Raw genomic sequence first — 26,946 nt, 5'->3', positions numbered from 1 at the left:
TATTCATTGGGTGTACACGATCTTCCCGTCGCTGCCAACCGGCGGCAGGGAGATGCACGGCAACGAGGAGACGAATTTCTATGGCAGGCGCGGGATCGACGAAGACCGAGGCCGACGTTCCGGCTCCCCCGCCCGCTCCCGCCCAGCTGTCGGGCGCGGAGGTCGGGTCGGCGGCACAGCGCGAACGCCGCCGCCGCATCCTCGACGCCACCCTCGCCCTCGCCTCGAAGGGCGGCTACGACGCGGTGCAAATGCGTGCCGTCGCCGACAAGGCCGACGTCGCCGTCGGCACCCTCTACCGCTACTTCCCGTCGAAGGTCCACCTGCTGGTGACGGCGCTGGCCCGCGAGTTCGAGAAGGTGGAGTCGCGCGCCGACCGAACCGTCCTGCAGGGCGACAACCCCGTGGAACGACTTCGCTTCGTCCTCGACATGATCACCTTCGCGATGCAGAAGGACCCCCTGCTCACCGAGGCCATGACCCGAGCGTTCATGTTCGCCGACGCGTCGGCCACCAGCGAGGTGAACCGCGTCGCCGACATCATCGACCGCCTGCTGGCCGGCGCGATGATGGACACCGACGACCCCGAGGCCCAGCCTTCAGCACAGGAACTCGCCATCGCCCGCGTCATCTCGGACGTCTGGATGTCGAACCTGGTCCAGTGGCTCACCCGCCGCGCGTCGGCCACCGACGTCACCAACCGCATGGAGCTGACGGTCAAGCTGCTTCTCGACCGGGACTGACCAGCCGAAATCCCCTCGATCAGCCGAAGTCCCGCGACGCCTGTCGTCGCGGGACCTGTCGTTTTCCGCCACTGCGCACTGTCCCCCGATCGACCTCCTGTCATCGCAGTGTTCCATTGACCGGGAACACATCCTTCCCTCCTGAGTGATCCAGATAACGATGAGATGGTCTGGGCGAGGCCCAGGATGACACCCGATGCGCCGGCCCAGTCCCGACCGGCACCGAGGAGGACACCATTCATGACCACCACCGCTGACGAAGAATTCCGGTCCATCGAATCGGCCGGAGCCCCCGAGCGATTCGCTCGCGGCTGGCACTGCCTCGGCCTGCTGTCCGAATACAACGACGGCAAGCCCCACCAGATCAAGGCCTTCGGCACCCAGCTCGTCGTCTTCCAGGGCCAGAACGACGGCAAGATCCACATCCTCGACGCCTACTGCCGCCACATGGGCGGCAACCTCGCCAACGGCGAGGTCAAGGGCGACTCCATCGCCTGCCCATTCCACGACTGGCGCTGGGGCGGCAACGGCCGCTGCACCGGCATCCCCTACGCCCGCCGCGTGCCCCCGGTCGCCAAGACCCGCTCCTGGCCCACGCTCGAGCGCAACGGTCAGCTGTTCGTCTGGCACGACCCCCAGGGATCCAAGCCCACCGACGAGGTCACCATCCCGGAGATCGAGGGCTACGGCACCGACGAGTGGACCGAGTGGAACTGGAGCTCCCTGGTCATCGAGGGTTCGCACTGCCGCGAGATCGTCGACAACAACGTCGACATGGCGCACTTCTTCTATGTGCACTACGCGTTCCCGCGGTTCTTCAAGAACATCTTCGAGGGCCACGTCGCCGGCCAGATCATGCACTCGACGCCGCGTGAGGACATCACCAGCGGCACCAACTACGACGACCCCGACTCCCGCCTGGAGTCCGAGGCGTACTACTACGGCCCGTCCTACATGATCGACGTGCTCCGCAGCTACGCCAACGACATGGTCATCGAGACCAACCTGATCAACTGCCACTACCCGATCGACAACAACTCCTTCGTGCTCATGTACGGCGCCAGCGTCAAGAAGCCGCAGGGAATGTCCGACGAGGATGCGCAGGCGATGGCCGATCAGTTCGCCCAGGGCGTCAAGGTCGGCTTCGAGCAGGACGTCAAGATCTGGAAGGACAAGGCGCCCATCGACAACCCGCTCCTGTCGGAGGAGGACGGCCCCGTCTACCAGATGCGTCGCTGGTACAAGCAGTTCTACGTCGACATCGAGGACGTCACCGAGGACATGACCAACCGCTTCGAGTTCGAGATCGACACCACCCGCGCGGTCGAGAGCTGGGAGGCCGAGGTGGCCGAGAACATCGCCGCCGGCCGGGTCGTGGACACCACCACCATGTGATCGGATTCCGACGGAAGGGCACCGCTGCAGCGCAGCGGTGCCCTTTTCCGCGGTTCGACCCCCGCACGCGACGCGAACCTGTTCCATTGACCGGGAACGCCCCTCGCACGCCACTGAGACGCAGGCCACCATGGAGCCATCCGGGTGATCATCCGGCAGACGGCGGAACGATCTCCGACCCATCCCTTCTGTAGAACCGAGGACCCCATGACCACACGCCCCATCGACGCCATCGGCGAGATCGCCGATCAGATCCGTGAGAGCGCCGAGACCAACGAGCAGCTCACCCGCGTCGCGGACCCGATCGCCAAGGGCCTGCGCGACTCCGGTGTCATGAAGCTTCTGGCACCCGCCAACTACGGAGGCCTGGAGTCCCACCCGCGCGAGTTCGCCGAGACCGTCATGAAGGCCGCGAGCCTCGACGGCTCCACCGGCTGGGTGTGCGGCATCGTCGGCGTCCACCCGTGGCAGATGGCGTTCGCCGATCCCAAGGTGCAGGAAGAGGTCTGGGGCGAGGACGACAACACCTGGATCGCCTCGCCGTACGCGCCCACCGGCATCGCTCGCCCGGTCGACGGCGGCTACATCTTCAACGGCCGCTGGCAGTTCAGCTCGGGCACCGACCACTGCGACTGGATCTTCCTCGGCGCCATGCTCGGCACCCCCGAGGGCGAGATGGCCATGCCCCCGACCATGCTCCACATGATCCTGCCGCGCAGCGACTACACCATCGTCGAGGACTCCTGGAACGTCGTCGGCCTGAAGGGCACCGGCTCCAAGGACATCATCGTCAAGGACGCCTTCGTCCCGTCGTACCGCGTCATGAACGGTGACCACGTCATCGACGGCACCGCCCAGATCGAAGCCGGCATGGAGAAGACCCTCTTCAAGATGCCGTGGTCGGCGATGTTCCCGCTGGGCATCACCTCGGCCGTCATCGGCATCGCCGAGGGCGCGCTCGCCGCTCACCTCGACTACCAGCGCAACCGCATCGGTGCGTCGGGCGTCGCGATCAAGGACGACCCCTACAACCTGTTCGCCCTCGGCGAGGCCGCCGCGGAGATCAAGTCCGCTCGCATGTCGCTCCTGGCGAACATCGACGAGATCTGGGATCTGGTCGATGCGGGGAAGGAGGTCGACTTCGAGCGTCGCGCCGCAGGCCGCCAGCAGCAGATCCACTCCGCATGGCGCGCCGTGATGGCCGTCGACCAGATCTTCGCGCGCTCGGGCGGCAACGCCCTGCGCATGGACCAGCCGCTGCAGCGCTTCTGGCGCGACGCGCACGCCGGCCTCAACCACGCGATCCACGTGCCGAGCACCACCTGGCACGCGGCCGCACTCAGCTCGATGGGCTTCGAGGTTCCGCCGAACCTCGCGTCGATGATCTGATCCCCTCCCGAACACGAGAAAGACCGATTGAGATGACCGACATCAAGGGACTTGGCTACGTCAAGATCCAGACCAACGACCTTCCGCGCTGGCGCACCTTCGCCTTCGACGTGCTCGGCTTCGCCGAGGGCTCGGGCCCGGACGAGAACGCGCTCTACCTGCGGATGGACGAGCGGGCCGCCCGCATCACCATCGTCGAGGGCGAGACCGACGAGATCGTGACCATCGGCTGGGAGGTGCGCGACGGCTCGGCTCTGGCCCGCGTCCGCGAGGCCGTGTCCAGTGCCGGCGTGGCGGTCACCGACCTGACGAACGACGAGGCCGACGCACGACGCATCGAGGCGGGCTTCACCTTCACCGATCCCGCAGGCGCCACCATCGAGATCTTCCACGGCCCCGTCCTGGACCACAGCCCCATCGTGACGCCGTTCGGCGCCACCTTCGTCACCGGCGACCAGGGCCTCGGCCACGTGGTGCTGCCCGTCATGGATCTGAACGGCTCGGTGGAGTTCTACGAGAAGGTCCTCGGCTTCCTGCCCCGCGGCGCCATGCGCATCCCGGCCCCGCCGGAGTTCGGTCCGGTCCGCATCCGCTTCATGGGCGTCAACGAGCGCCATCACAGCCTCGCGCTGTGCCCCGCCCCGCACGGCGGCGCCCCCGGCCTCATCCACATCATGGTGGAGGTCGAGACCCTCGACGCCGTCGGCCAGGCGCTCGACCGCGTCATGAAGGACGGCTTCTCGGTGTCGTCGACCCTCGGTCGGCACACCAACGACAAGATGATCTCGTTCTACGTCCGCGCACCGGGCGGCTGGGACATCGAGTTCGGCTGCGAGGGCATGCGGGTCGACGAGGCCGGCTACACGGCCGAGGAGATCACCGCCGACAGCTATTGGGGCCACGACTGGTCCGGCAGCGAGCCGCTCGCCGCCATGTGATCGGCCGTCTCGACACCTGAAGAACGCCGCGTTCCACATCTGTGGAACGCGGCGTTCTCGCATGTCACGAGCCACTTTCAAAGTTTCGCGTGACATACCTCTCATCACGGGATACAGTCCTATATACCTAATAGAAAGAGCGTGGTCACAGACGTTTTACTGGCCAGACTCCCCCTCTTTCACGCATTCAGCCCGATGCAACAGGAGCGAAAGACCATGACTGAAACCCCGAGCGCAGTTCTCGACCGCCTCACCCTCGTTCTGGACGCCTTCGACGGCCACGCCCGCCAGACCCTCGCGGAGATCGTCCGCCGCACCGGTCTCCCCCGCTCGTCGGCGCACCGCATGCTGGAGCGCCTCGTCGCCCTCCGCTGGCTCCGCCGTGAAGGCCGCGAGTACGAGCTCGGCATGCGCCTCGTGGAGCTCGGCTCGCTCGCCATCCACCAGGACCGCCTCCACGCCTCGGCCGTCCCGTTCCTGCACGAGCTGCATCGGATGACCGGCTTCGTGGTCCACCTCGGGGTTCTGCAGGGCAACGACGTCGTCTACCTGGAGAAGGTCGGCGAGAACCTCGGCAAGGCCCTCCCCACCCGCGTCGGCGGCAAGCAGCCCGCCCACTGCACCGCCATCGGCAAGGTCCTGCTGGCCCACACGGAGCAGGAACCGGAGTCGTCCGACGCCCACGAGCTGGAGCGCAAGACCCGCTTCTCGATCGCCTCCAGCACGCAGCTCACGAAGGAGCTCGAGTCGGTCCGCGACCGCGGCATCGCCATCGAGCGCGAAGAGGCCGTCCCGCGCTTCGGCTGCATCGCCGCCCCGATCGGCGAGCCCGGCAGGGCCGTCGCCGCCGTCTCCATCTGCGGCCCCGTCGACCAGCTCAAGTTCGACAACCGACTGGCCGCCCCGCTCCGCATGGCCGCGCTCGGCACCTGGCGCAACGCCGGCGGACCCGATCTCCGCATCACGCCGACCCTGCAGCAGCGTCGCCCGATGGTGGCCCGCCAGCACCTTCCCGTCGCCGGCTGAGCACTCCCCGGCATCCGCGCGAGTTAACCGCTCGGTGGGAGAAAGTCTTGTTCCTGCCGCCGCCCGCGCAGACCATCGAGAACACAGTCCACGAAACCAAGTCCACGAACATCCTCCGGCACGGACCGGAGTTCTGATACCGAGGCACCCCATGCAGAGCACCCTCCCCCATCCCGTCCAGGAGCAAGCCGTGATCTCATCCTCCGACCTGCGCGAAGTGATGGGCCATTTCGCGACCGGCGTCGCCATCATCACCGCCAACGACGGCGACGAGCCCGTCGGGCTCACCTGCCAGTCCGTCGTCTCGGTGTCACTCGATCCCCCGCTGATCGCGTTCTGCCCGGCCAAGACGTCGTCCAGCTGGCCGCGTCTGCGCAACAGCGGCACCGTGTGCATCAACGTCCTGGCCGGCCCCCAGGGCCCGCTGTGCCGCCAGTTCTCAAAGTCGGGCACCGACAAGTTCGCCGGCGTGGCCCACAGCCCCGCGGGCAACGGCGCCCCGTTCATCCACGAGGCCCTTGCCCACGTGGAGGCCACCGTCGAGGCCGAGCACGACGCCGGCGACCACACGATCGTCGTCTGCCGCGTCACCGACCTCGCGATCCACTCGATCGACAACGGTCCCCTGCTCTTCTACCGCGGCGGGTTCGGCAACTTCAGCTAGCGCGAAGCCGCAGAGAGGCGGGTTGGGTCATCACGACCCAGCCCGCCCTATTCGGTTCTCCGTCGTTCCCTGGAGGAGCCGACCGCGCCGGTCAGCTCCACACACACGAAACGGGCCGGGTCATCACGACCCGGCCCGCCTCGATGAATCAGCGCGACGTCACTCCGAGAACGCGAACCCCGGATAGCCGTCCGCGGCCACCTTGTTGATGATCTCGCCGTAGACGCCGAAGCCACCGACGAAGGGCATGAAGACGCGCGGCCGGCCGGGGATGTTGGCACCGAGGTACCAGGAGTCGGCCTTCACCATCAACGAGCCCTCGGCGCGCTTGCGGCACTCCTCCACCCAGCCCTCGACGGCGTCGTGCGTCGGCTCCATGAGGACGGCGCCGCGGTCGGCGAGGTCGGCGATGGCAGTGGCGACCCAGTCGACGTGCAGCTCGGAGTGCAGGACCATGTTCGCCAGGACCGACGGGCTGCCGGGGCCGGTGAGGTTGAACAGGTTCGGGAAGCCCTCGATGCCGAGGCCGAGGTAGGTGCGGGCGCCCCCCGACCACTCCTCGTTGAGGGTCTTGCCGCCGCGCCCGACGATGTTGATCTTCTTCACCGAGCCGGTCATCGCGTCGTAGCCGGTTGCCAGGACCAGCGCGTCGAGGTCGTGGTGGCGGCCGTCGGCGGTGACGACCCCGGTGGCGTCGATCCGCTCGATCGGCGACTCCCGCAGGTTCACCAGTTCCACGTTGTCGCGGTTGAAGGTCTCGAAGTAGCCGGAGTCGGTGCAGATCCGCTTGGTGCCGATCGGATGGCTGGTGGGGATGAGCAGCTCGGCGATCTTCGGGTCGTCGACCTTGGCGCGCACCTTCTCGACCCAGAAGTCCCGGGCGGTGTCGTTGGCCTCGATGCTGGTGAACTGATCGGGGAAGGCCTTGCTGAACAGCACGCCGCCCTTGCGCCACCACTCCTCGTAGACGGCGCGACGCTCCTCGTCGGAGACCTCCAGCGCGCTCTTGAGATGCGTCTCGTGAGGCGAACCGCCGCCGCTCAGGCGGGAGAGCCGCCGGCGCTCGGCGTAGTCGGCCTTCTGCGCGGCGCGGTCCTCGTCGGTGAGCGGCCGATTGCCCGCGGGGACCGAGAAGTTCGGGGTCCGCTGGAAGACGGTCAGCTTGGCGGCCTGCTTGGCGATCTCCGGGATCGACTGTATGCCGGAGGAACCGGTGCCGATGACGCCGACGCGCTGACCGGTGAAGTCGACCGGCTCATGCGGCCACTGACCCGTGTGCAGCATCGGTCCGGCGAAGTCGTGGATCCCGGGGATGTTCGGGATGTTGGAGTTCGAGAGGGGGCCCAGGCCGAGCACCACGAAGCGGGCACGGACGGACTCGCCGGTGTCGGTGGTGACCGCCCACAACTGCGCGTCCTCGTCGAAGACGATGTCGGTGACGCGGGTGTTGAGAGTGATGTCCTTCGCAAGGTCGAAGCGCTCCACCACGTGCTCCATGTACGCGAGGATCTCCGGCTGCGTCGCGTACTTCTCCTTCCAGTTCCACTCCTGCTGGAGGTCCTCGTCGAAGGAGTACGAGTAGTCGACGCTCTCGACGTCGCAGCGGGCGCCCGGGTATCGGTTCCAGTACCAGACGCCGCCGACGCCGGCCGCGGCCTCGAAGACCCGCACCGACAGACCGTCCTTGCGGAGACGGTAGAGGGAGTAGATGCCGGCGAAGCCCGCGCCGACGACCACTGCGTCGAGGGGCGTCGAGCCGGTGGGTTCTGCGACGGGAGTCGTCACTTGTTCGGTCACGATGTGCCTTTCTCCTGCTGCCAACCGACTCGAGGGCGGACGACAGTTTCCTGATTCGAGCATTAACGCTAGGGGCCGCGCACCCCCGTCTGCCAGGGCTGTTCCCGCTGACCGGCACGTCCCGATGAGCGGGAATCACTCTGCGTGACGCACGCCTCACCCCATACGGTCGACACGTCCTCCCTACGACCCAAGGGCCCCGAGTGCACTGGCACGGACGGCCCGGATGGAGCAAAATTCGATGCCCGAGCAGACCCCCGAATGGACTCAGGAATACGACGTCGTCGTCGCCGGATCAGGCGCAGGCGGCGTCACGGGCACGTACACCGCCGCGCGTGAAGGCCTGTCGGTCCTGATGGTCGAGGCCTCCGACAAGTTCGGCGGCACTACCGCATACTCGGGCGGCGGCGGCATGTGGTTCCCGTGCAACCCGGTCCTGCTGCGCGCGGGCGCCGACGACACCATCGAAGACGCCCTCACCTACTACCGCTCGGTGGTCGGCGACCGCACCCCGGCCGACCTGCAGGAGACCTACGTCCGCGGCGGCGCCCCGCTGATCGAGTACCTGGAGCAGGACGAGCACCTCGAGTTCGTGCCGCTGCCGTGGCCCGACTACTTCGGCAAGGCACCGAAGGCCAAGCTCGACGGCATGCGGCACACCATGCCGAACCCGCTGCAGGTCTCCGACGCCCCCGAGTACAAGGACGTCGTGCGCGGACCGCTGGACGTCGACCGTCACGGCTCCGAGACCCCGAACGACCTGTACATCGGCGGTCGCGCCCTCGTCGCCCGCTTCCTCAAGGCCATCGCGACCTTCGACAACGCGACCGTCCAACTGAACTCGCCTGTGGTCGATCTGGTCGTCGAAGACGGCGCCGTGACCGGAGTGATCATCGAAGTCAACGGTGAGCGCCAGGCGATCCGCGCACGTCGCGGCGTCCTGCTGGCCGCGGGTGGCTTCGAGGGCAACGACGCCATGCGCACCGAGTACGGCGTGCCAGGCGTCGCCCGCGACACCATGGGTCCGCCGACCAACCAGGGCCTGGCGCACAAGGCGGGCATCGCCGCCGGCGCCGACATCGATCTCATGGATCAGGCCTGGTGGTCGCCGGGTCTCACCCACCCGGACGGCCGCAGCGCGTTCGCCCTCTGGTTCACCGGCGGCATCTTCGTCAACCAGGACGGCAAGCGCTTCGTCAACGAGTCAGCCCCCTACGACCGCCTGGGCCGCGACGTCCTCGATCAGATCGCCAAGGGCGACGTCACCCTCCCGTTCTGGATGATCTACGACGACAAGGAGGGCGAGGTCCCGCCGATCAAGGCCGCGAACCTCGAGTTCTTCCCCACCGAGGAGTACCGCGAGGCCGGGCTGTGGCACACCGCCGACACCGTCGAGGAGCTCGCCGAGAAGATCGGCGTCCCCGCCGACGCCCTCGCTGCGACCGTCGCACGGTTCAACGAGCAGGTCCCGACCGGCGTCGACCCCGACTTCGGTCGCGGCGACGAGGCCTACGACCGCGCCTTCTCGAACGGTGAGCCGCCGCTGGTGTCCCTCGACCAGGGACCGTTCCACGCGGCCGCGTTCGGCGTCTCCGACCTCGGCACCAAGGGCGGTCTGAAGACCAACAACGCGGGCAACGTGCTGCGCCCCGACGGCTCGGTCATCACCGGCCTCTACGCCGCGGGCAACACCATGGCCGCACCCAGCGGCACCGTCTACCCCGGCGGCGGCAACCCCATCGGCACCTCGATGCTGTTCAGCCACCTCGCCGTCCGCGACATCCTCGCGCGCGGCTGAGCGACCACCGACTTCGATAAGGACACGACAGTGAGCGATACCCAGAACGCACAGTGGGACGAGGAGTACGACCTCGTCGTCGTCGGCAGCGGCGCCGGCGGCATGACCGCCGCGCTGACCGCCGCAGACCGCAAGCTCAAGACGCTGATCGTCGAGAAGGCCGACGTCTACGGCGGCAACACCGCTCTCTCCGGCGGCGGCGTGTGGGTCCCGAACAACCCGACGCTGCGCAAGCTCGGCATCGTCGACGACCCCGCCGACGTCCGCCGGTACCTCGACTCGATCGTCGGCGACCAGGTGCCGTCGGCCAACCTCGACGCCTTCATCGAGCAGGGCCCCAAGATGCTCGACTTCCTGGACCGCAGCCCGCACATCCGGTGGTCGTGGTGCACCGGCTACGCCGACTACCACCCGGAGAACCCCGGCGGGCATCCGCGCGGTCGGTCCATCGAGCCCGTGCCGGTCGACCGTCACGCCCTCGGCGTCGACGAGGCGCAGCTGCGCCCGGACGCCATTCCGACTCCGCCCGGCCTGTACATCACGCAGAAGGACTTCGTCGCGCTCAACATGATCGCGCGGACCTGGAAGGCCAAGCGCGCCGCGCTGGCCACCGGCTTCAAGGCCGTCAAGGCCGTCGTCCTGAAGCGCGACATGGCCAGCCTCGGCCAGGCGCTGATCATCCGGCTGCGCCTGGCGCTGCAGGACACCGACGTCCGGCTGTGGCTGTCGTCGCCGATGCAGTCGCTGATCACCGACGAGTCCGGCGCCGTGATCGGCGTCGAGGTGACGCGCGGCGGCAAGACCCGGCGGATCCGTGCGACCCGCGGCGTGGTCCTGGCCAGCGGCGGCTTCGAGTTCAACGACGAGATGCGCAAGCAGTACCTGCCCGAGGGTTCCCACGAGAACTTCAGCGCGGGCGCCGAGAGCAACACCGGTGACGGCATCCGCGCGGGCGAGGCCGTCGGCGCCGCCGTCTCGCTGATGGACGACGCCTGGTGGATGCCGTCCATCCACACGCCGCGCGGCACCAACCAGACCATGGTCGCCGAGCGGTCGGTGCCGCGCGCGATCATCGTCGACCAGCACGGCAAGCGGTTCACCAACGAGGCCGCCCCGTACGTCACCTTCACGCACGAGCAGCTGGCAGGCCATCACGGTCCGGCGTGGTTCGTGTTCGACGCCCTCGCCAAGAAGCGGTACCCGGTCGGCGGCATCATGCCCGGCCAGAAGTTCCCGGAGAAGTGGTACTCCAGCGGCCTGCTCGTGGTGGCCGACACCATCGAGGAGCTCGCAGGCAAGATCGGCGTCCCGGTCGAGCAGTTCCGCGCCACCGTCGACCGCTACAACCGGATGGTCCCGTCCGGTCGCGACGACGACTTCCAGCGCGGCGAGAGCGCCTACGACCGTTACTACGGCGATCCGACGCTCCCCAACCCGGTCCTCGACTCCATCGATCAGGGACCGTTCTACGGTCTGAAGATGGTCGTCGGCGACCTCGGCACCAAGGGCGGCCTGGTCTACAACGAGAACGCCCAGGTGCTGCGGGGAGACGGTTCGGTGATCGGCGGCCTGTACGCGGTCGGCAACACCTCCGCCGCCGTGATGGGCAACGACTATGCCGGCCCGGGCGCCACCATCGGCCCCGCGATGACCTTCGGCTATGTGGCCGCGAACCACGCCGCCGACGTGAAGGTCGCAGAGACCGTATGACCGGCGGGCAGATCGTCCAGAACGGCTACGTGGTCTCCGACCTCGACGCCGCGATCGCACACTGGATCGAGCACACCGGCATCGGTCCGTGGACCGTGTTCCGCGGTGTCACCCTCGACGGGCAGTATCGCGGCGAGGACACCTCGGTGACCTTCGACGTCGCCATGGGCTACACCGGCTCCCTCCCGGTGGAGCTGATGGCGATCACGTCGTCCACCCCGTCGCCGTACGCGTTCGACGACGGCACGCCCAAACTCGGTCCGCATCACGTCGCGTGGCTCAGGGACGACCTCGACGCCGACGTCGCCGCGGCCACGGCCCGCGGGCTGCAGGTCCTCTTCCGGGCGGGCAACGAGGCGACCCAGGTGGCCTACCTGGAATCGCCGGATCAGCCCGGTCTCGTGTTCGAGTACATCCAGGGCCACGGCATGCGCGAGATGCTCGACGCAGGCATCGCGGCCGCCCGGGACTGGGACGGGACCGACCCCGTCCGCGAGTTCGGCTGACCGGCCACCCACACCACCAAGCAAGGAGAATCACCATGGCAGCACCCGACATCAAGGCCGCGATCGGCCAGTACCTGGCGGCCGTCGCCTCCGGCGAGGCCTCGAAGGTCGCGGCGCTCTACGCCGACGACGCCACCCTCGAGGACCCGGTGGGCTCGGAGCCGCACCGCGGTCGCGCCGCGATCGAGGCCTTCTACGGCGGCCTGCAGGGCGAGATCAGCACCGAACTGCTGACCGCCCGCGTGGCCGGCCTGGAGGCCGCCTTCCTGTTCCGGGTCGTCACCAAGGCCGGCGACGCCACCTACACGATCGAACCGATCGACGTCATGACCTTCAACGACGCCGGTCAGATCACCTCGATGCGCGCGTTCTGGGCGCCCGAGGACATGACCGCCGCCTGAGCGGCGAAAGGAACGAGCAGATGTACGAAGTCACCTGCGCCAGCTGCAGCAACAAGGTCCTGGTCGAGAAGTTCAGCCCGGTGCACACCAGCGTGCAGTGGACGCAGGACTCGATCGCGTCCTGCCCCGAGTTCGCCGAACGCGCCAAGCTCGGCGAGGACATCAACCACGTCCCGCACTGCCTGGCGCTGCGCGACTCGATCGAGGCGCAGGTCCGTATGGGCCACGTCCCGACCGACACCCACCGCGAAGAGCCGGTCCCCGGCCGGATCGGTTAGTCACCTCTGAAGATCGCCGGCCTGAGGTCTCACGACTGCACGGCCGGCGTTCTGCTTTCCACCACTTCGAAGGAGATATCCATGACCGCCTCGGTCATCCCCGACTACGACGAGACCCTGCGCGAGTTGTCCACCGACCAGGGGGTCCTGCGCTATCACGAGTTCGGCGACGGTCCGCCCCTGGTCCTGCTGCACGGATCGGGTCCCGGTGTCTCCGGCTGGCGCAACTTCCGCAGCAACATCGGCCTGTTCGGCGAGCACTTCCGCTGCCTGATCCTGGAGTTCCCCGGTTTCGGCATCAGCGACGACTGGGGCGGCCACCCGATGGTCACCGCACTGAGCGCGCTGGAGGTCTTCGTCGACCAGCTCGGCCTCGAGACCTTCGACGTGGTCGGCAACTCCATGGGCGGCGGCGTCGGCATCGGCTACGACCTGGCCCACCCCGGCCGGATCCGCCGTCTGGTCACCGTCGGCGGCATCGGCCGCAACATCTTCAGCCCCGGCCCCGGCGAGGGCATCAAGCTGCTGCAGGACTTCACCGAGAACCCCACCCGCGACGCCCTGCTCCGCTGGCTGCACTCGATGGTGTGGGATCCCGCGACCGTCACCGAGGAGCTGATCGAGGAGCGCTGGGCCCTCGCGACCGATCCGGGCGCACTGGAGAGCGCTCGCCGCATGTACGGCCGCGAGACCTTCGCCGCGATGATCAAGATGATGAACGCGTCCGACACCCCGCCGCAGTGGGCGATGATGCACAAGGTCACCGCCAAGACCCTGCTCACCTGGGGCCGCGACGACCGCGTCAGCCCGCTCGACATGGCCCTCGTGCCGATGCGGACCATCCCGAACGCCGAACTCCACGTGTTCCCGAACTGCGGTCACTGGGCGATGATCGAGGCCAAGGCCGCCTTCGAGCGCTCGGTGATGGGATTCCTGCTCGAGGCCTGACGGACAGACGACGGAGCCCGGGCTGGGTCACCAGCCCGGGCTCCGTCGTCGTTGGGGGCATCCGCGTGGTTCAGCGGTATCCGCGGACCCAGGAGGCACACGGATGTCGGGGAGTCACGCGGATGCGGTTTCCCGCGTCTGCGGGACCTCAGTCGTCACTTCCCGACGGCCGTCCAGCCGCCGTCGACGGGGAGCGTCACGCCGGTCACGAAACTCGCGTCGAGAGCGAGGTGCTCGATGGAGCGCGCCATCTCGTCGGGACGACACAGACGTCCCAGTGGCGTCCGCTGTTCGGTCGCCGAGACGTCGTAACCCTGATCGATCATCTCCTGCACCATCGGCGTGAGGGTGTGCCCGGGTGCGACGCCGTTGACGCGGATGAGCGGTGCCCACTCGACGGCCAGATTCTGCGTCAGCTGTCCCACCGCGGCCTTCGCCGAGCCGTAGTCTGCCTGATTCGTCCACCCTCGGTAGGCCGTCGTCGACGAGATCGTGACAATGGAGCCGGACGCACCGGCTTCCAGGAGCGGACGCGCGAAGGCTCGTGCGACGAGGAACGTCCCCGTGACGTGGACGTCGAAGACGCGGCGGAAGCGTTCCGGGTCCATCTCAAGCGCCGGCACGAACTCCCCGCGGATGCCGTGACTGGTCACCAGGACGTCCGGCACCGGTTGCCCCTCCGCGGCCGGCGCCATCGCCGCTTCCACTGCGTCGACGTCGGTGACGTCCAGCGGGAGGTAGCGGACACCGGCACGAGGGGCCGCGGGCACGGCGAGGTCGAGCACGGTCACGGCGAGACCGCGGTCGACGAACCGTTCGACGACAGCGTCGCCGATCCCGCTCGCTCCGCCGGTCACGACCGCGTGCCGCGCCGTCCCCGCGTCGGTCACCGCTGCGTCGAACCGGCGTCGACGGGAAGCGTGATCGCGGTGATGTAGCGGGCCTCGTCGGACGCGAGGAACAGCGACGCGTTGGCGATGTCGACGGGCTCCACCCACGGGATGTCGAGCATGTTCATCGTCTTGGCCGACTCGGCGAACTGCTCGAGGGTGACAGTTTCGAGGTCGGGGCGGAAACCGCCGCGGACGACGTCGTTCTGGATCATCGGCGTGTTGACGTTGGTGGGGTGCACGGTGTTGACGCGGATGCCGTAGGGCGCCATCTCCTGCGCCAGCGACCGCATCAGGCCGACGACGCCGTGCTTGGCCGCCACGTAGTGCGATACGCCGTAGAGGCCGCGGAGTCCGGCGATGGAGCTGACCAGCACGATGGAGCCGGAGCCACGTTCGATCAGGTGCGGGATCGCGGCCTTGGTTGTCTGCCAGACGCCGGTGAGGTTGACGTCGAGCATGGTCTTCCAGGTATCCTCGGACAGTTCGCCGACCATGCCGCGGGAGGTGATGCCCGCGGTGGCGCAGACGACGTCGAGGCCGCCGAACTCGTCCACGCCGGCGGCGACGGCGGCGCGCAGGGCCTCCCCGTCGCGGACGTCGGCGACGTGCGCGGAGAATCGACCGGCCGCGGCGCGGACGGCGGCGGCGGTCTCGTCGAGGTCCTCGCGCGTCGCCGGATCGATGCGGACCGTCTCGACGGGGCCGCAGAGGTCGACGCCGATGACGTCGGCGCCCTCCTCGGCGAAGCGGACGGCCTGCGCGCGCCCGATTCCGCGGGCGGCACCGGTGACGAACGCGACCTTGCCGGAGAGGCGCCCGGGACGCGCCGTACTTGCGGTGGCGGGAGTGTCAGTCATCGGGTTCACACTTTCTGGACGAGGCCGGCGTCGACCACGATCTGGGTGCCGGTCACATAGCGGGACATGTCGGAGGCGAGGAAGAGGACGGCGTTGCTGACGTCCTCGGGCTTCACCCATGGGACGGGCAGCAAGGTGCGGGTGGAGAGGACCCGGGCCGCGTCCTCCTCGGTGGGGTTCTCGATGCCGGGGCACAGTTTGGCGAAGACCTGCGGGTTCAGGATCATCGGCGTCGCGACCGAACCGGGATGGACGGTGTTGACGCGGATGCCGCGCGGGCCCGCCTCGTTGGCGAGGGTGCGGGCCAGTCCGACCACCGCGTGTTTGCCCGCGGTGTAGTGGGCGACGCGGGCGCCGCCCTTGATGCCGTTGGTGGAGCTGATGATGACGATCGACGCGCCGGACGTCAGGTGCGGCAGCGCCGCACGCACGGTGCTCCACGCTCCGGTCACGTTGATGTCGAGGGGCCGCTGCCATTCCTCGTCGGTCAACTCCCACGAGAACCCCGCGGCCGGGTAGATGCCTGCGTTGGCGACCACGGTGTCGAGCCGACCGGTCTCGGCGACGGCGGCGTCGACCGCCGATTTCATACCGTCGACCGAGGTCACGTCGACGAGTGCGGTCACGCACCGTCGTCCCTCCGCCTCCACGAGCGCCGCGGTCTCGGCGAGGCCGTCGGCGGCCGCGTCGAGGTCGAAGGCGATGATGTCGGCGCCCGCTTGCGCGAGTCGCCGACAGTGAGCGCGGCCCATGCCGCTGGCCGCGCCGGTGACGAGCGCGACCGTTCCGTCGATTCGTACAGTTGTGTCCACGGCCCGAATCTAAGGTCGACGGCCCAGGTCGGCGCGCTCACTTCCCGATCACCGGAACACCGATGCCCGGGCGACGGCCCTACAGGCGCGCGAAGGTCTCCCTCGACACAGAGAAGCCCCTACCGTTCACGTCGACGCACCGGAACCCGGTGTCGCTCGACGAGCAGGTGAGGTTCCCGTCGGGGACGGGAACGGTCACGCTCTCGCCGTACTGCAGGATCCCGTCGGCCGTCGCCCACATGCCTTGCAGCGTGGTGGCGCACGCGGCGCCGTCCTTCCACATAAAGACGTTGGAGCCGGCGGTCTCGTACTTCTCGGCGTAGAAGCCGCACACCTCGGTCGCCGGCACCCGGTGTCCGGCGTTCGGAGTCTCACAGCGGAACGCCGTGCCGCGCGACACGCACACGATCGCGCCGGTCGGCGACCGGAACGCGAACTGCTCGCCCTTCCGGAACCGGTCCAGCGGAACCGTCCCGGCGGACGGGGGCGTCGACGGTGCGGCGTTCGAGCCGGGGAACGACGTCACGGACATCCGCGAACCGAAGTCCGGGCGATCGGCGGTCACGGTGGAACCCGAACGCCGGTAGGTCGCATCGACCCACGACTCCGGATCGATGCCCCGCTCACGCATGTCGAACTGCACGTCGATCTGCGTGGCACTCCACTTGACGGCGCGAACGCCCTTGGTGAGATACGGCGTGGGGTCGAGGACGGGCTTTCCGTCGACGAAGACCACGAGGAGCTGCACCGCGGACGCGCCGGTGCCCGCACCCTGCGTGCGGTCGCCGATCATGCCGTCATAGATCCGGAAGCCGAAGCAGGAGTCGCCGCCCGACTGCACCGTCTTCCCGACGTGGTAGAAGTTGCCGGCCGAACTGAGCGTCACCGGCCCGCTGAGATCGGGCACGCCCTTCGAGCAGTCCGGTGCCGCGGAGGTCGCCGGCCCCGATGCGGTGGGGTCAGCGGTGACCGTCTCGGTGAGCACCGGTCCGCCGTCACCGGCAGTACTGTCCGTGCCGCCGCAGCCGACCAGAATCCCGATTCCGAGCAGAGCCGCCACCCCGACCAGCAGAAGGCGGAGTCTACGTCGTCGCATCATGGTCGAAACCATAGCGTCGCCCTCCGACATCGGCGGGCCGACGCTTCGGAGATCAACCGATGCCGAGATCCTTGGCGATCATCGGCCACGTGGTGTGCAGGTCCTTCTGCCAGTACTCCCACGAGTGGGTGCCGAGCGGACGATTGATGACTGTGGTGTCGACCTTCGCCGACTTGAGCGCCTGCTCCATCTGCGTGGTGCAGCTGCGGACCGCGGCCTCGATGACTCCGCCCATGAGCACCTGATCCATCAGGACGGCCGGGTCACCGTCGATCAGGCGGGAGTCGAGGGTGTCGTAGCGACCGGGCAGTCCGGTGCCCGAGGTCATGTAGACCTTGACGCCTTTGAGCGCTGAGACGTGCAGGTATGGGTCGTTGTCCCGCCAGCCGGGACCGTCGAGCGGTCCCCACATGTTGGTGACGTCGCCGCGACCGCGATCGCCGATCACGGTGCGGATGTAGGCCTGGCCGAGCGGGTCGCTGGTGCGAGCGCAACCGCTGTACGCGGCGACCGAGCGGTACAGCTTCGGTGCCGCGATCGCGAGGTTGAAGACCGACGTACCCGACATCGAGATGCCTGCGATGGCGTTGGCGCCCGTCGCGTTCAGTGCTGTGTCGAGCAACGGGGGCAACTCCTCGGTGAGGAAGGTCTGCCACTTGTTGCGACCGAGCACCGGGTCGTCCTTCTGCCAGTCCGTGTAATAGGAGAAGGCTCCGCCGACGGGAGTGACGACGTTGACGTGCTTGTCGGCGAAGAAGCGCTTGTAGTCGGTCTTGGCGCGCCAGGTGGCCGCGTCCTCGCCGCCGCCCGCACCGTTCAGGAGGTACAGGATCGGGGCAGGGGCATCGCTGTCCGTCGGGCGCAGGACGTTCAACTGGATGGTGCGGCCCATCGCGCCCGAGTACACCTCGGCCAGCGACTCGGTCGGCGAGACCTTGGTCAACGACACCATGCGCGCGGGCAGCTTCGCGGTGGTCGGCTCGGTGGACGTGCTCGCTCCCGGCGCCGTCGTGCTCGGTGTGGTCGTCGCGGGTTCCGCCGACGCGACTCCCGCACCCGCGATCACCACGGCGAACACGCTCGCCAGCACCGCGGCGCGCGAACTGACATTCCGCACAGCAAACCCCTTCCGCCCCATGAACAACTTCAGTCACATAGTAACCACTGGCTGCGAAAGACTGAAACCCGAGGAAATTCTGCGGCCGGACAGTTATCAGAACCACACAAGAAGGCCGCATTATGGCATTTCCCGGCAATTCTCGAGGCCGGAAAGTGCGTTTACCCAGCGTCGGCTAGTACCCTCTGCAAGGCGACGGCATGCCGTCGTGGCAACCGAACGAACCATGACAGGGATCCCTCAGGTGGTAGAAACCCAAGCGAAGGTCGAGGACGCGCCGGAACGCGTGACCGACGCCGAAGACACCCGACCGACGACGGGAGAGGCTGCCCCCGCAGATCCCTCAGCGGAGACGCCGGGAGACGGAGCCGAGACCTCGACTGAAGCCCCTGCGGCTCCGGCACCGAAGAAGAAGTCCGGCGGGCACCTCTACCAGATCGACTTCGTCCGCCTGTTCACCTTCGGCGGCGTCATCCTCGACCACGTGATCCTGGGTCTGGCACCGGCCACCGCGATCGTCGCAGAGGGCGTCGGTCTCATGCTGCGCTACACGCGCTACTGCTTCTTCGCGCTCACCGGCTTCGTGCTGACCTACCAGTACCGCAACCGCGAACTGCACGCCCCGACCTTCTGGCGACGCCGATACAAGCTGATCGGCCTGCCGTTCCTGATGTGGTCGCTGTTCTACTGGCTCAACCGCCACTATCAGCGCGGCGGCCTCGACGCGATCTGGGGCATCTTCCACGACGGCGCCAGCGAGCGGTTGGCGTTGAAGAGCCTGATCTACGACCTCGCGACCGGCAACGCCGCCTACCACCTGTACTTCCTGTCGGTGAGCATGCAGATCTACCTGGTCTTCCCGGCCGTCCTGTGGGTCATCAAGCGGACCTGGGGCTACCACCGCTACATCCTGGCGGCGAGCGGAATCTTCCACATCTGGCTGCTGTACCACATGGTCCGACCGCCACTCGGATTCTTCGACGACCCGAATGACCTCCCCGGTCTCATCTGGCGCTACCTGGGCGTCACCCTGTTCCCGTACCAGTTCTTCATCCTGCTCGGCTGCCTCGCGGCCTACCACTTCGACGCCTTCGGCGCCCTGATGCGCCGCTACCGTGCACCGCTCATCGGCGTCTCGCTGGTCACGATCGTGCTCACCCTGGTCTACTACGTGATCAAGGTGAACAACGTCATCATCCCGGTCATCAACAAGGGCCCCAAGGCCGAGGAGATGTTCCGCGCCACCAACGTGTTCATGGTGCACAACGCCTTCATGTTCGTCGGAATCATCATCATCCTGTACATCGCAGGCACCATCTGGCAGGAGCACCGTCGACCGGGGTCGGGAGCCGACCGCGTGATGCAGACGGCTGCGGATCGCTCCTTCGGCATCTACCTGGCGCACGTGATCGTCCTGTCGTCGGTGCTGCCGCTCTCGCGCAGGCACTTCGACACCGTGCCGCTGTGGTTCAACCTGATCACCACCTTCCTGGTGACCGTCGCCGTCACGGTCTTCCTGGTGGAGGTCCTGCGGCGCAGCCCCATCAGCCTGGTCACCACCGGCCGCGAGCGCATCGACTGGCGCATCCAGCGCTGGGGCCGGGCGTCCTTCGTCGCCGCCCTGGGCGGTGCAGTCGGCTTCGCGATCTACGAGAAGGTGCCCGACGGCGCCCAGCTCGGCTTCCTGATCTTCGGAATCAGCGCCCTGCTGATGCTCTCGGCGGTCGTCGTCGGCGTCAAGCAGAGCAACGCCGCTCACGACGCGAAGCCCGTCAAGGCGTAGACCGCCGCCCGGAACCGACCGGTTTCGACACGCGAGCCCAGGGCCCCGCACCGATCTCACCGATCAATGCGGGGCCCTAGGCCGTGTTGCACCACTCGTCGACCAGCAGCACCACTTGTGTCTCCCGCACTCAGTCGCGACCGAGTGCGGGAGACAGAACTGGTGCGACGAGGCGCGAACGCGATCAGCGACGCAGTTCTGCGACCACCAGGTCGGCGATGCCGGCCTTACCCGCCGCATTCGGGTGGAACACCATCTTCTTGCCGAAGCCGCGCACCCACGGCTGCGGACCGCACGCGGAGTGCTGTGGAGCCAACTGTGTGGTCACCACGTGCAGGGCGCCGGTGCGGTCGGCGACGCGCTGGTTGATCGCCGACATCTCACGCGCGATCTGCGTCTCCTGGTCCACCTGCCACGGTGCCAGCGGCAACAGTTCGCACGGCGGCGCGTTGACCGCGACGACCGGCGTGTAGTCCACCAGGACGATCCGCGCCTGCGGGCCGCGCGCCTTGATCGTGTCGACGGCCCGGATCAGCGACTGCTCCAGACGCGCATAGTCGGCGGGGTTCGGCGGAACCGGGATCAGCCGACCCGACCCGCAGTGCGAGAGTCCCAGCGCGCGCATGTTGACGCAGGCCTCGGTCATGATCCGCCCGATGAAGTCGATGTCGTTTCCGCCGGTGGTGATGGTGACCAGCTTCGTGTTCCGGTCGACAGCCTCCACCTGCGGTCGACGCGTGGGCTTGCGGTGTTTCTTGGGACCCGTCACCAGTTCGGCGGCCGTGGATCCCGAGCACGTCACGTCGACCAGTTTCAGTCCGACCTGCCGCGCCACTTGGCTCGGATAGTTGTCGCCGGTCCGCAGGCACCGGTGGTCGACGATCGGCCCCTCACCGGGGCCGGCCGCGAACGAACTGCCCATCGCCACATAGGTCGGCACCGCGGTTTCGTCAGGCGACGCCGTCACCATCGACGCGGTGCTGGCGGCGGGTCCGCCGCGCGTCGTCGAGAGCACGATTCCCACCATTGCCGTCACGACCACCGCGACGATGACGGCGACGATGGCTGCCGGACGATTCGCGGAGGGACGCATGGAGGAGATTTTCACACACTCACCTGAACAAACGCCTAATGCGGTTCCGCAATCGCTCTGTCATGTAAGGAATCCCACGATGCGACGACACGGTTCGGACAGATCGGCCCTGCGCCTCCCGGTCATCGGAACGTTCGACGACACGTGCCCGACCACCGGCCGCACCCCCACTGAACTGCCGTCGCGCGGTGAACAGTGGCCACAGATCACATCCCCGTGCCGCCGACCGGCCGCGGCGACGTGATCGCCCACGTTCCATGCGGAAGGATCACGACTTGTCCGAAGCCGTCTACATCGTCGATCGGGTCGTCACCGCGCCCGGTGCGGGCCGCGAGTTCGTCCGGCGCTACCGCAACGAATACGTGCCCGCCGCCGCCCGGCGCGGTCTGGTCCTCGACTCCGTGCTGGTCAGCCCGCCGCTGTGGCTCGACCACGACGTCAACACCGTCACTGCGGTTCTCGCCGTCGCCGATGTGGACGCCTGGTGGGCCGCCGCCCTCGCTGCCCGCCACGACCCGGATCCGTCGGCATGGTGGTCGGAGGTGGCCCCGCTGATCGAGAGTCGGTCCCGGACGTCGGCCGCACGGGATCTGAATCTGGCGGCGTTGGCCGATGTCTGAGCTGCTCGAAACGCGTCTGCTGACCACCGCCCGCGCCGACGATGCCGTCGCCGCACTGCGCTCGGCCACCGCGGGTCCGACGATCGTCGGACCGGTTCTGCCCGGTGCCATCAACGGCGGCGACGTCCTGGTGCACGCCCGCTCCCATGCGCTCCCAGAGGCGTCGGCCGCCGACGAGTGGGTCCGCTACCGGCCCGGGACGGCCGGTCTGCGGCGCACTCCGCGCCCGGGCAACGTCTACCGCACCCTGCTGCTCGGGGTACGCGATGACGCCGACGACGCGGCGATCGCCCGCTTCGAGCGGGACACCCTGACGATGCCCGAGCACCTCCCGTCGATCCTCTGGTGGCGGTTGAGCCGCGTCGAATCCGCGCACGGTCCCACTCCGTTCACACACGTGTGGGAGCAGGTGTTCTCCGATCCGGAGGGCCTGCGCGGCCAGTACATGCGCCATCCGGTGCACTGGGGTCTGGTGGATCGCTGGTTCGATCCCGAGGTCCCCGAGCACATCACGCTGGAACGGCTGTGCCACGTCGCCTGTCTGCTGACAGACGACCGGCTCGACGTCTGAGACGTCGAGCCGGTCGTCACCGGATCTACGCGCTGGGCAGCACCTTCGCGACGAGATCCCACACCGTGGCCCGCGCCTGCGGGGTCAGGGGGAACTTCGCGAAGGTGAGCACCCCGTGGAACAGCCCGTCCAGGCGGTGCGCGTAGACCTCGACGCCGTCGGCGCGCAGCCGGTCGGCGTAGCGTTCGCCGGACACGCTCGGCGGATCGAGTTCGGCGGTGACGACGACGGCGGGCGGCAGTCCGGCGAGAGACTCCGCCTTCGTCGGCATCACCAGCATGTCGTCACGATTGTTCGGCGCGTACTGATCCCAGTACCACCGCATCGCCGACGTGGTGTTGTAGTAGCCCTCGCCGTAGCGGCGGTACGACTCGGTGTCGAAGTCGTCGTCGATCACCGGGTACAGCAGGATCTGCGCGACGATCGTCGAGCCGCCTCGCTCGCGGGCCGCCAGGCACACCGTCGCCGAGAGGAGTCCGCCCGCGCTGTCGCCCGCGACGGCGATCCGCTCCGGATCACCACCGTATTCGCCCGCATGCTCGGCCGCCCACTGGACGGCGGCGTACATGTCCTCCAGCGCGGCCGGTGCCTGGTGCTCGGGTGCCAGTCGGTAGTCCACCGACACGACGACGGTGCCGGTGTTCTCGGCGAGCGACCGCGCGAACTCGTCGTGACTGTCGACGCCGCAGAAGACGAAGCCGCCGCCGTGCGCGAAGACGATGGTCGGGAGCGCCCTATCGGCCGCCGCATGCGGGGTGTAGACGCGCAGCGGCAGCGGATCGCCGTCGGGCCCGTCGATCGTCAGGTCGGTCACCGTCTGCATCGCGGGCTCGGTTCCGAGCGGCGCCTTGCGCGCGTCGATCATGGCCCGCACCTCCGCCGCGGGGAACGCGGTGACGTCGGGGAACCCCGATTCGAGGGTGGCGAGCATCGCTTCCACCTCGGGGTGCAGATCGGTTCGACGGTTGCTCATCGGGGTCCTCCAGAGTGACGGATGCGGGGCGGCGCAGCGCGCACGACGCTTCTCCTACGAACCTAGGAGCAGAGGACCCGAGCGGCGCCGCCCCGTCCCGGACAGCGGGACCCGAGCCGACCGGCCGGCCCAGCATCCGACTCAGCCCAGCATCCGCGCCGCGCCGCCCGCGACGAACGCCACCAGATCGTCGAAGAACTCGACGAGCTCATCGTCCGACAACCGTCCGCGACCGGGTACTCCGTCGTCGATCCGGGTGAGCGACTGCAGGAAGCTCGCGACCGCGATGGGCCACCGCCTGTCGACCCGCTCCCGGGCGACGCCGGGAACGGCTCGACGGACCTGCGCGCGCAGTGCCGCCGTCACCTCGTCCTGTCCGGTCTCGGCGATCGCTGCTCGACGATCGCCGAGCAGCTGTACGACGATCCGGATCCACCGCATGCCGCGGACGCGTTCCCGCTGAAGGAGCGCGAGATACGGCGTCGCCAGGGCGCGGACCACGTCCTCGAGGTCGGGGGTGCGCGGATCGCCGGCCAGGTCGGCGAGGCGCCCGGTGATGTCGGCGGCGACATCGTTCCCGAGGTCCGTCAGGACCGCTGTGAGCAGTCCCTCCTTGGTCCCGAAGTGGTAGTACACGGCGGCGGCCCCCTGCCCCGCCGCGGTGTTGATCGAGCGCACCGAGACCGCGTCGATCCCCTGCTCGGCGAACAGCCGTTCCGCGGTCTCGATGAGCAGGGCGCGCGTCGCCGTGCCCAGCCGGTTGGGTACCGCGTCCGCCATCGATGTCCTCACTGTCCGTCCTCGCTGATCGACGATAGCGAATCGGTCAGAAGTGACGTGTCAGCCAGTCGACGATCAGGGCCGTCGTCCCGTCCGGGTCCTCCAGCTGCGTCCAGTGCCCGGTGTCGAGCACCCGCCGCTCGAAGGTGTCGAAGTACTGCAGCAGATCGTCCGTCAGCTGCGGTGCGCAAACCGGATCGTGGCGGGCCGCGATCAACAGCGCGGGTATCGACTGGCGCGGGATCCGGCCGTCGGGGAACAGTCGGTTGTGGACGCGCCAGTTGTTCTGGATGCTCCGGTACCAGTTGAGTCCGCCGCCGAAGCCCGACCGTCGGTACGCGTCGACGTAGAACGCCATCTCCTCGTCGGACATGACCACCTCGCCGGGCCAGGTGGCCTCGTCGTCCTTCAGCCAGTGGATGTAGGCCATCGACTCCGGATCGTGTCGGCCCGATCTCGAGAGGTTGGTGCCCTGCCCGGTGTCGCGACGGAAGAAGAACCGGACGGTCCGCGCGACGTCCGCGTCCATCAACGCCTCGCACTCGTCGGTCTGGAAGTACGCGACGTAGTTGTCCGGGCCGTAGAGCTCCGCGTACTTCTCGAGCGGATCGTTGCGGATGTAGCCGAACGGCGTGTTCAGCGTGATGACGCCGGCGACCACCTCCGGTTGCAGGTAGGGCGTCCACCACGACATCATTCCGCCGAAGTCGTGGCCGACGACCACGGCCTTCTCGAAGCCGGCGTCGCGGACCAGCGCGGCGACGTCGGCGGTGTTCTCCGCGATGCTGTACGCGGTGCGGTCCTCGGGACCGGTGGACAGTCCGTAGCCGCTCATGTCGGGTGCCAGCACGTGGAAGCCGGCGTCGGCGATCGGCTGCAGTTGGCGGTGCCAGCTCGCGGCGAGCTCGGGGAAGCCGTGGCACAGGACCACGCAGACGTCGTTGGGGACGCCGGTCGGAATCGCCTCGTAGACGGCGATCCGCGCACCGTCGGTGTCGACGAATCGGGGTTCGGGAAGCAGCATGTCGTGTCGCTTTCTGATGGGAGTCGCCGGTCAGTGGGCCGTGCCGCGCGGGAGGACCATGATCTTGACGTGGTCGTCGGGGCTCCGGAGCGCGGTGAAGGCGTCGGCGACGCCCTCCAGACCGACGCGGCCGGTGATGATCGCGTCGGCGTCGACGGTGCCGTCCGCCAGGCGTTCCAGCACGATCTCGTAGGCGCGTTCGGTGGGCCCGTGTCCGAAGTTGATGGCGATGCGACGGAGCTGTCCGATCACCGGCACGATGGTCTCGTCGGCGAACGGCGCGGCCAGCACCTGGATGCGGGAGTCGAACGGCAGGGTCCGGAGCAGGGTGTCGATCATGCCCTGGCGGCCACTGCACTCATAGGCGATGAGGGTCCCGCCGCCACCGCTCTCCAGCGTGTCGCCGCCGTCGGCGACGAAGCGATTCCACACGTCGATCGGATCCTCGGCCGTCGGATCGACGACGATGTCGGCACCCATCCGCTTCGCGAGTTCACGTCGCTTCGGTGACGGCTCGGACGCGATCACCCGATGCGCGCCCCGCGCCTTGGCGGCGATGATCGCGCCGAGCCCGATGGTTCCGCAGCCGATGACGAGGGCGGAGTCGGACGAGGTCAACCCGGACCGCTGCATGTGCAGTTCGCCGACGTGCAGGGGCTCTGCCAGTGCGGCGTGCTCCAGCGACAAGCCGTCGGGGACGTGCCGCACCCACACCGCGTCGACGACGATCTGGTCGCCGAACCCGCCGTGATAGCTGTTGGAGTAGCCGATGATCTTCGGGATCCCGGTGCTGGTGTCGGTGACGATCCCGAGCCCGGTCACGCGGTCGCCGACCGCGAGGTCGGTCACGTCGTCGGCCGTCTCGGCGACCAGTCCGGCGTACTCGTGACCGAGGACGATGGGCCGATTCGGGTCGAACTCCGCCAGCGGGTAGCGGGCCGCGTGCATCACCTCCACGAACCGGCACGGCGCCTTCGACGCGGACAGGTCGCTGCCGCAGATGCCGCAGGCGTGGATGTCGATCCGGATCTGTCCGGGTCCCAGCGTGGGGAGATCGGCGACCTCGGCGAGGGCGAACTCGTCGTCCAGGAACTGCACAGCGCGCATGGTCACGCCCTCGCCTTCTCGCCGTCGGCGTACTCGGCGCTCGCCTTCTGGAGCGCGTTGACCAGGCCGCCGATCAAGAATTCCCGGTTGTCCTCGGCGAACTGAAGGCTGGCCTGTCGACCGACATTGCGACGTCGGAAGTGAGGGATCACCTCGGACGCGAACAGTTCGAAGCTGCGCTTGGTGTCCTCCCAGTCGGCCATGTCGACGTGCAGGATCAGCATGGTGCCGAAGCCGCCGGTCTTCTCGATGAGGCGCTCGATCTGGGCGATCGCCTGGTCCGGGGTGCCGATGATGGCCTGACCGAACTCGCCGATCCCCTCGTTGCGCCAGTGGTCGATGACGCCCTTCGGGGTCTCGCCCCAGTCGGGGTAGCGGCCGTTCTGGCGATTCGCGTAGTAGGCCATCGACTGGATGCGTCGCTGGACCGCGCGTTCGGCGTCGGCCTGCGTCTCGGCGAGGAACATCGGGTTGACCACGCGCCAGGTGGAGCGGTCGGCGACGTGCCCGTGCTCGGCCGAGACCTTCTCGTAGATCCCCCAGTTCCGATCGAGCGCCTCGAATCCGACCGGCGAGCTCGCCGCCAACGACAGCATCGACAGGCCGTTGGTGCCTGCGAGGACC

Annotated in this window: 27 protein-coding genes; 15 read left to right on the top strand and 12 right to left on the bottom strand. The window is 68.2% G+C overall.

The window, feature by feature from the left end:
• The first annotated feature begins 80 nt into the window (after positions 1-80).
• From kstR to ACH46_RS03090, 6 genes are all read left to right on the top strand, one after another.
• Entirely contained in the window at positions 81-743 is a 663-nt protein-coding gene (gene kstR, locus ACH46_RS03115) for a cholesterol catabolism transcriptional regulator KstR (protein ID WP_062391633.1), read from the top strand.
• 240 nt (positions 744-983) lie between these two features.
• Complete coding sequence (locus ACH46_RS03110) at positions 984-2,138, top strand: 3-ketosteroid-9-alpha-monooxygenase, oxygenase component (RefSeq protein WP_062391632.1); 1,155 nt, start codon at positions 984-986, stop codon at positions 2,136-2,138.
• 207 nt (positions 2,139-2,345) lie between these two features.
• Positions 2,346-3,527 carry an acyl-CoA dehydrogenase family protein gene (locus ACH46_RS03105; RefSeq protein WP_062391631.1) on the top strand — a complete coding sequence of 394 codons (1,182 nt, stop codon included), beginning with the start codon at positions 2,346-2,348 and terminating at the stop codon, positions 3,525-3,527.
• A gap of 32 nt (positions 3,528-3,559) precedes the next feature.
• A complete protein-coding gene (gene bphC, locus ACH46_RS03100; protein WP_062391630.1) occupies positions 3,560-4,465 on the top strand; it encodes a biphenyl-2,3-diol 1,2-dioxygenase in 906 nt (301 codons plus the stop codon).
• A 216-nt stretch (positions 4,466-4,681) separates the two neighbouring features.
• The gene (locus ACH46_RS03095; protein ID WP_082399356.1) at positions 4,682-5,491 is read left to right on the top strand and encodes an IclR family transcriptional regulator; all 810 of its coding nucleotides are present in this window, start codon (positions 4,682-4,684) and stop codon (positions 5,489-5,491) included.
• A gap of 151 nt (positions 5,492-5,642) precedes the next feature.
• Positions 5,643-6,155: a flavin reductase family protein gene (locus tag ACH46_RS03090; RefSeq protein ID WP_062391628.1), complete on the top strand. Its 513-nt coding sequence runs from the start codon at positions 5,643-5,645 to the stop codon at positions 6,153-6,155.
• A 159-nt stretch (positions 6,156-6,314) separates the two neighbouring features.
• On the opposite strand, the gene ACH46_RS03085 is transcribed toward ACH46_RS03090, so the two are convergent.
• On the bottom strand, positions 6,315-7,952 hold the full coding sequence (locus ACH46_RS03085) for a flavin-containing monooxygenase (RefSeq protein WP_226995745.1): 1,638 nt from the start codon (positions 7,950-7,952) through the stop codon (positions 6,315-6,317).
• A gap of 241 nt (positions 7,953-8,193) precedes the next feature.
• On the opposite strand from ACH46_RS03085, the gene ACH46_RS03080 reads away from it, so the two are divergent.
• The 6 genes from ACH46_RS03080 to ACH46_RS03055 all read left to right on the top strand — a co-directional run bounded on the left by ACH46_RS03080 (position 8,194) and on the right by ACH46_RS03055 (position 13,593).
• Complete coding sequence (locus ACH46_RS03080) at positions 8,194-9,750, top strand: FAD-binding protein (RefSeq protein WP_062391626.1); 1,557 nt, start codon at positions 8,194-8,196, stop codon at positions 9,748-9,750.
• 30 nt (positions 9,751-9,780) lie between these two features.
• The gene (locus ACH46_RS03075; RefSeq protein ID WP_062391625.1) at positions 9,781-11,460 is read left to right on the top strand and encodes an FAD-dependent oxidoreductase; all 1,680 of its coding nucleotides are present in this window, start codon (positions 9,781-9,783) and stop codon (positions 11,458-11,460) included.
• On the top strand, positions 11,457-11,966 hold the full coding sequence (locus ACH46_RS03070) for a VOC family protein (protein WP_062391624.1): 510 nt from the start codon (positions 11,457-11,459) through the stop codon (positions 11,964-11,966). The genes ACH46_RS03075 and ACH46_RS03070 overlap by 4 nt, the downstream gene beginning before the upstream one ends.
• A gap of 35 nt (positions 11,967-12,001) precedes the next feature.
• The gene (locus ACH46_RS03065; protein ID WP_120298687.1) at positions 12,002-12,367 is read left to right on the top strand and encodes a nuclear transport factor 2 family protein; all 366 of its coding nucleotides are present in this window, start codon (positions 12,002-12,004) and stop codon (positions 12,365-12,367) included.
• A 20-nt stretch (positions 12,368-12,387) separates the two neighbouring features.
• Entirely contained in the window at positions 12,388-12,645 is a 258-nt protein-coding gene (locus ACH46_RS03060) for a hypothetical protein (protein ID WP_062391623.1), read from the top strand.
• An 81-nt stretch (positions 12,646-12,726) separates the two neighbouring features.
• A complete protein-coding gene (locus tag ACH46_RS03055) occupies positions 12,727-13,593 on the top strand; it encodes an alpha/beta fold hydrolase (RefSeq protein WP_062391622.1) in 867 nt (288 codons plus the stop codon).
• 155 nt (positions 13,594-13,748) lie between these two features.
• On the opposite strand, the gene ACH46_RS03050 is transcribed toward ACH46_RS03055, so the two are convergent.
• The 5 genes from ACH46_RS03050 to ACH46_RS03030 all read right to left on the bottom strand — a co-directional run bounded on the left by ACH46_RS03050 (position 13,749) and on the right by ACH46_RS03030 (position 18,392).
• Positions 13,749-14,483, bottom strand: coding sequence for an SDR family NAD(P)-dependent oxidoreductase (locus ACH46_RS03050; RefSeq protein ID WP_062391621.1), 735 nt, complete (start codon positions 14,481-14,483; stop codon positions 13,749-13,751).
• Positions 14,480-15,343 carry a mycofactocin-coupled SDR family oxidoreductase gene (locus tag ACH46_RS03045; RefSeq protein ID WP_062394912.1) on the bottom strand — a complete coding sequence of 288 codons (864 nt, stop codon included), beginning with the start codon at positions 15,341-15,343 and terminating at the stop codon, positions 14,480-14,482. The genes ACH46_RS03050 and ACH46_RS03045 overlap by 4 nt, the downstream gene beginning before the upstream one ends.
• Before the next feature lie 5 nt (positions 15,344-15,348).
• Positions 15,349-16,095, bottom strand: a complete 747-nt coding sequence (locus ACH46_RS03040; protein ID WP_062394910.1) for a mycofactocin-coupled SDR family oxidoreductase — start codon at positions 16,093-16,095, stop codon at positions 15,349-15,351.
• A gap of 139 nt (positions 16,096-16,234) precedes the next feature.
• Complete coding sequence (locus ACH46_RS03035; protein ID WP_157850990.1) at positions 16,235-17,254, bottom strand: hypothetical protein; 1,020 nt, start codon at positions 17,252-17,254, stop codon at positions 16,235-16,237.
• Between the two features lie 52 nt (positions 17,255-17,306).
• Entirely contained in the window at positions 17,307-18,392 is a 1,086-nt protein-coding gene (locus ACH46_RS03030) for an alpha/beta hydrolase (protein WP_062391619.1), read from the bottom strand.
• Positions 18,393-18,615: 223 nt separating this feature from the next.
• On the opposite strand from ACH46_RS03030, the gene ACH46_RS03025 reads away from it, so the two are divergent.
• Positions 18,616-20,154, top strand: a complete 1,539-nt coding sequence (locus ACH46_RS03025) for an acyltransferase (protein ID WP_062391618.1) — start codon at positions 18,616-18,618, stop codon at positions 20,152-20,154.
• A 184-nt stretch (positions 20,155-20,338) separates the two neighbouring features.
• Here the strand turns inward: ACH46_RS03025 and ACH46_RS03020 are convergent, their stop codons facing one another.
• The gene (locus tag ACH46_RS03020; RefSeq protein WP_062391617.1) at positions 20,339-21,247 is read right to left on the bottom strand and encodes an SGNH/GDSL hydrolase family protein; all 909 of its coding nucleotides are present in this window, start codon (positions 21,245-21,247) and stop codon (positions 20,339-20,341) included.
• A gap of 275 nt (positions 21,248-21,522) precedes the next feature.
• Between ACH46_RS03020 and ACH46_RS03015 the strand changes: the two genes are divergently transcribed.
• Together ACH46_RS03015 and ACH46_RS03010 are read left to right on the top strand one after the other, a co-directional pair.
• Complete coding sequence (locus ACH46_RS03015) at positions 21,523-21,867, top strand: hypothetical protein (RefSeq protein WP_062394908.1); 345 nt, start codon at positions 21,523-21,525, stop codon at positions 21,865-21,867.
• The gene (locus ACH46_RS03010; protein ID WP_062391616.1) at positions 21,860-22,438 is read left to right on the top strand and encodes a Dabb family protein; all 579 of its coding nucleotides are present in this window, start codon (positions 21,860-21,862) and stop codon (positions 22,436-22,438) included. The genes ACH46_RS03015 and ACH46_RS03010 overlap by 8 nt, the downstream gene beginning before the upstream one ends.
• A 25-nt stretch (positions 22,439-22,463) precedes the next feature.
• Here the strand turns inward: ACH46_RS03010 and ACH46_RS03005 are convergent, their stop codons facing one another.
• The 5 genes from ACH46_RS03005 to ACH46_RS02985 form a co-directional block, all read right to left on the bottom strand.
• On the bottom strand, positions 22,464-23,411 hold the full coding sequence (locus ACH46_RS03005) for an alpha/beta hydrolase (protein ID WP_062391615.1): 948 nt from the start codon (positions 23,409-23,411) through the stop codon (positions 22,464-22,466).
• A gap of 141 nt (positions 23,412-23,552) precedes the next feature.
• Positions 23,553-24,191, bottom strand: coding sequence for a TetR/AcrR family transcriptional regulator (locus ACH46_RS03000; protein WP_062391614.1), 639 nt, complete (start codon positions 24,189-24,191; stop codon positions 23,553-23,555).
• 46 nt (positions 24,192-24,237) lie between these two features.
• Entirely contained in the window at positions 24,238-25,215 is a 978-nt protein-coding gene (locus ACH46_RS02995) for an alpha/beta fold hydrolase (protein WP_062391613.1), read from the bottom strand.
• A 30-nt stretch (positions 25,216-25,245) separates the two neighbouring features.
• Positions 25,246-26,322, bottom strand: coding sequence for a zinc-binding dehydrogenase (locus tag ACH46_RS02990; RefSeq protein ID WP_062391612.1), 1,077 nt, complete (start codon positions 26,320-26,322; stop codon positions 25,246-25,248).
• A gap of 2 nt (positions 26,323-26,324) precedes the next feature.
• Positions 26,325-26,918 (bottom strand): LLM class flavin-dependent oxidoreductase, encoded by a 594-nt coding sequence (locus tag ACH46_RS02985; RefSeq protein WP_226995744.1) that lies wholly within the window; start codon positions 26,916-26,918, stop codon positions 26,325-26,327.
• Positions 26,919-26,946 lie beyond the last annotated feature (28 nt).

Source organism: Gordonia phthalatica, from assembly GCF_001305675.1.
Taxonomy (GTDB): Bacteria; Actinomycetota; Actinomycetes; order Mycobacteriales; family Mycobacteriaceae; genus Gordonia; species Gordonia phthalatica.
This window is presented reverse-complemented; position numbering and strand designations above follow the sequence as displayed.

Excerpts from the sequence above, each read along its gene's own strand:
- ACH46_RS03055 (WP_062391622.1), top strand. The coding sequence starts at position 12,727 with ATGACCGCCTCGGTCATCCCCGACTACGACGAGACCCTGCGCGAGTTG.
- ACH46_RS03105 (WP_062391631.1), top strand. The coding sequence starts at position 2,346 with ATGACCACACGCCCCATCGACGCCATCGGCGAGATCGCCGATCAGATC.
- ACH46_RS03110 (WP_062391632.1), top strand. The coding sequence starts at position 984 with ATGACCACCACCGCTGACGAAGAATTCCGGTCCATCGAATCGGCCGGA.
- bphC (WP_062391630.1), top strand. The coding sequence starts at position 3,560 with ATGACCGACATCAAGGGACTTGGCTACGTCAAGATCCAGACCAACGAC.
- ACH46_RS03020 (WP_062391617.1), bottom strand. The coding sequence starts at position 21,247 with ATGCGTCCCTCCGCGAATCGTCCGGCAGCCATCGTCGCCGTCATCGTC.
- ACH46_RS03070 (WP_062391624.1), top strand. The coding sequence starts at position 11,457 with ATGACCGGCGGGCAGATCGTCCAGAACGGCTACGTGGTCTCCGACCTC.
- ACH46_RS02990 (WP_062391612.1), bottom strand. The coding sequence starts at position 26,322 with ATGCGCGCTGTGCAGTTCCTGGACGACGAGTTCGCCCTCGCCGAGGTC.
- ACH46_RS03010 (WP_062391616.1), top strand. The coding sequence starts at position 21,860 with ATGTCTGAGCTGCTCGAAACGCGTCTGCTGACCACCGCCCGCGCCGAC.
- ACH46_RS03040 (WP_062394910.1), bottom strand. The coding sequence starts at position 16,095 with ATGGGCCGCGCTCACTGTCGGCGACTCGCGCAAGCGGGCGCCGACATC.
- ACH46_RS03090 (WP_062391628.1), top strand. The coding sequence starts at position 5,643 with ATGCAGAGCACCCTCCCCCATCCCGTCCAGGAGCAAGCCGTGATCTCA.
- ACH46_RS03060 (WP_062391623.1), top strand. The coding sequence starts at position 12,388 with ATGTACGAAGTCACCTGCGCCAGCTGCAGCAACAAGGTCCTGGTCGAG.
- ACH46_RS03005 (WP_062391615.1), bottom strand. The coding sequence starts at position 23,411 with ATGAGCAACCGTCGAACCGATCTGCACCCCGAGGTGGAAGCGATGCTC.
- ACH46_RS02985 (WP_226995744.1), bottom strand. The coding sequence starts at position 26,918 with ATGCTGTCGTTGGCGGCGAGCTCGCCGGTCGGATTCGAGGCGCTCGAT.
- ACH46_RS03065 (WP_120298687.1), top strand. The coding sequence starts at position 12,002 with ATGGCAGCACCCGACATCAAGGCCGCGATCGGCCAGTACCTGGCGGCC.
- ACH46_RS03000 (WP_062391614.1), bottom strand. The coding sequence starts at position 24,191 with ATGGCGGACGCGGTACCCAACCGGCTGGGCACGGCGACGCGCGCCCTG.
- ACH46_RS03080 (WP_062391626.1), top strand. The coding sequence starts at position 8,194 with ATGCCCGAGCAGACCCCCGAATGGACTCAGGAATACGACGTCGTCGTC.
- ACH46_RS03095 (WP_082399356.1), top strand. The coding sequence starts at position 4,682 with ATGACTGAAACCCCGAGCGCAGTTCTCGACCGCCTCACCCTCGTTCTG.
- ACH46_RS03035 (WP_157850990.1), bottom strand. The coding sequence starts at position 17,254 with ATGATGCGACGACGTAGACTCCGCCTTCTGCTGGTCGGGGTGGCGGCT.
- ACH46_RS03045 (WP_062394912.1), bottom strand. The coding sequence starts at position 15,343 with ATGACTGACACTCCCGCCACCGCAAGTACGGCGCGTCCCGGGCGCCTC.
- kstR (WP_062391633.1), top strand. The coding sequence starts at position 81 with ATGGCAGGCGCGGGATCGACGAAGACCGAGGCCGACGTTCCGGCTCCC.
- ACH46_RS03030 (WP_062391619.1), bottom strand. The coding sequence starts at position 18,392 with ATGGGGCGGAAGGGGTTTGCTGTGCGGAATGTCAGTTCGCGCGCCGCG.
- ACH46_RS02995 (WP_062391613.1), bottom strand. The coding sequence starts at position 25,215 with ATGCTGCTTCCCGAACCCCGATTCGTCGACACCGACGGTGCGCGGATC.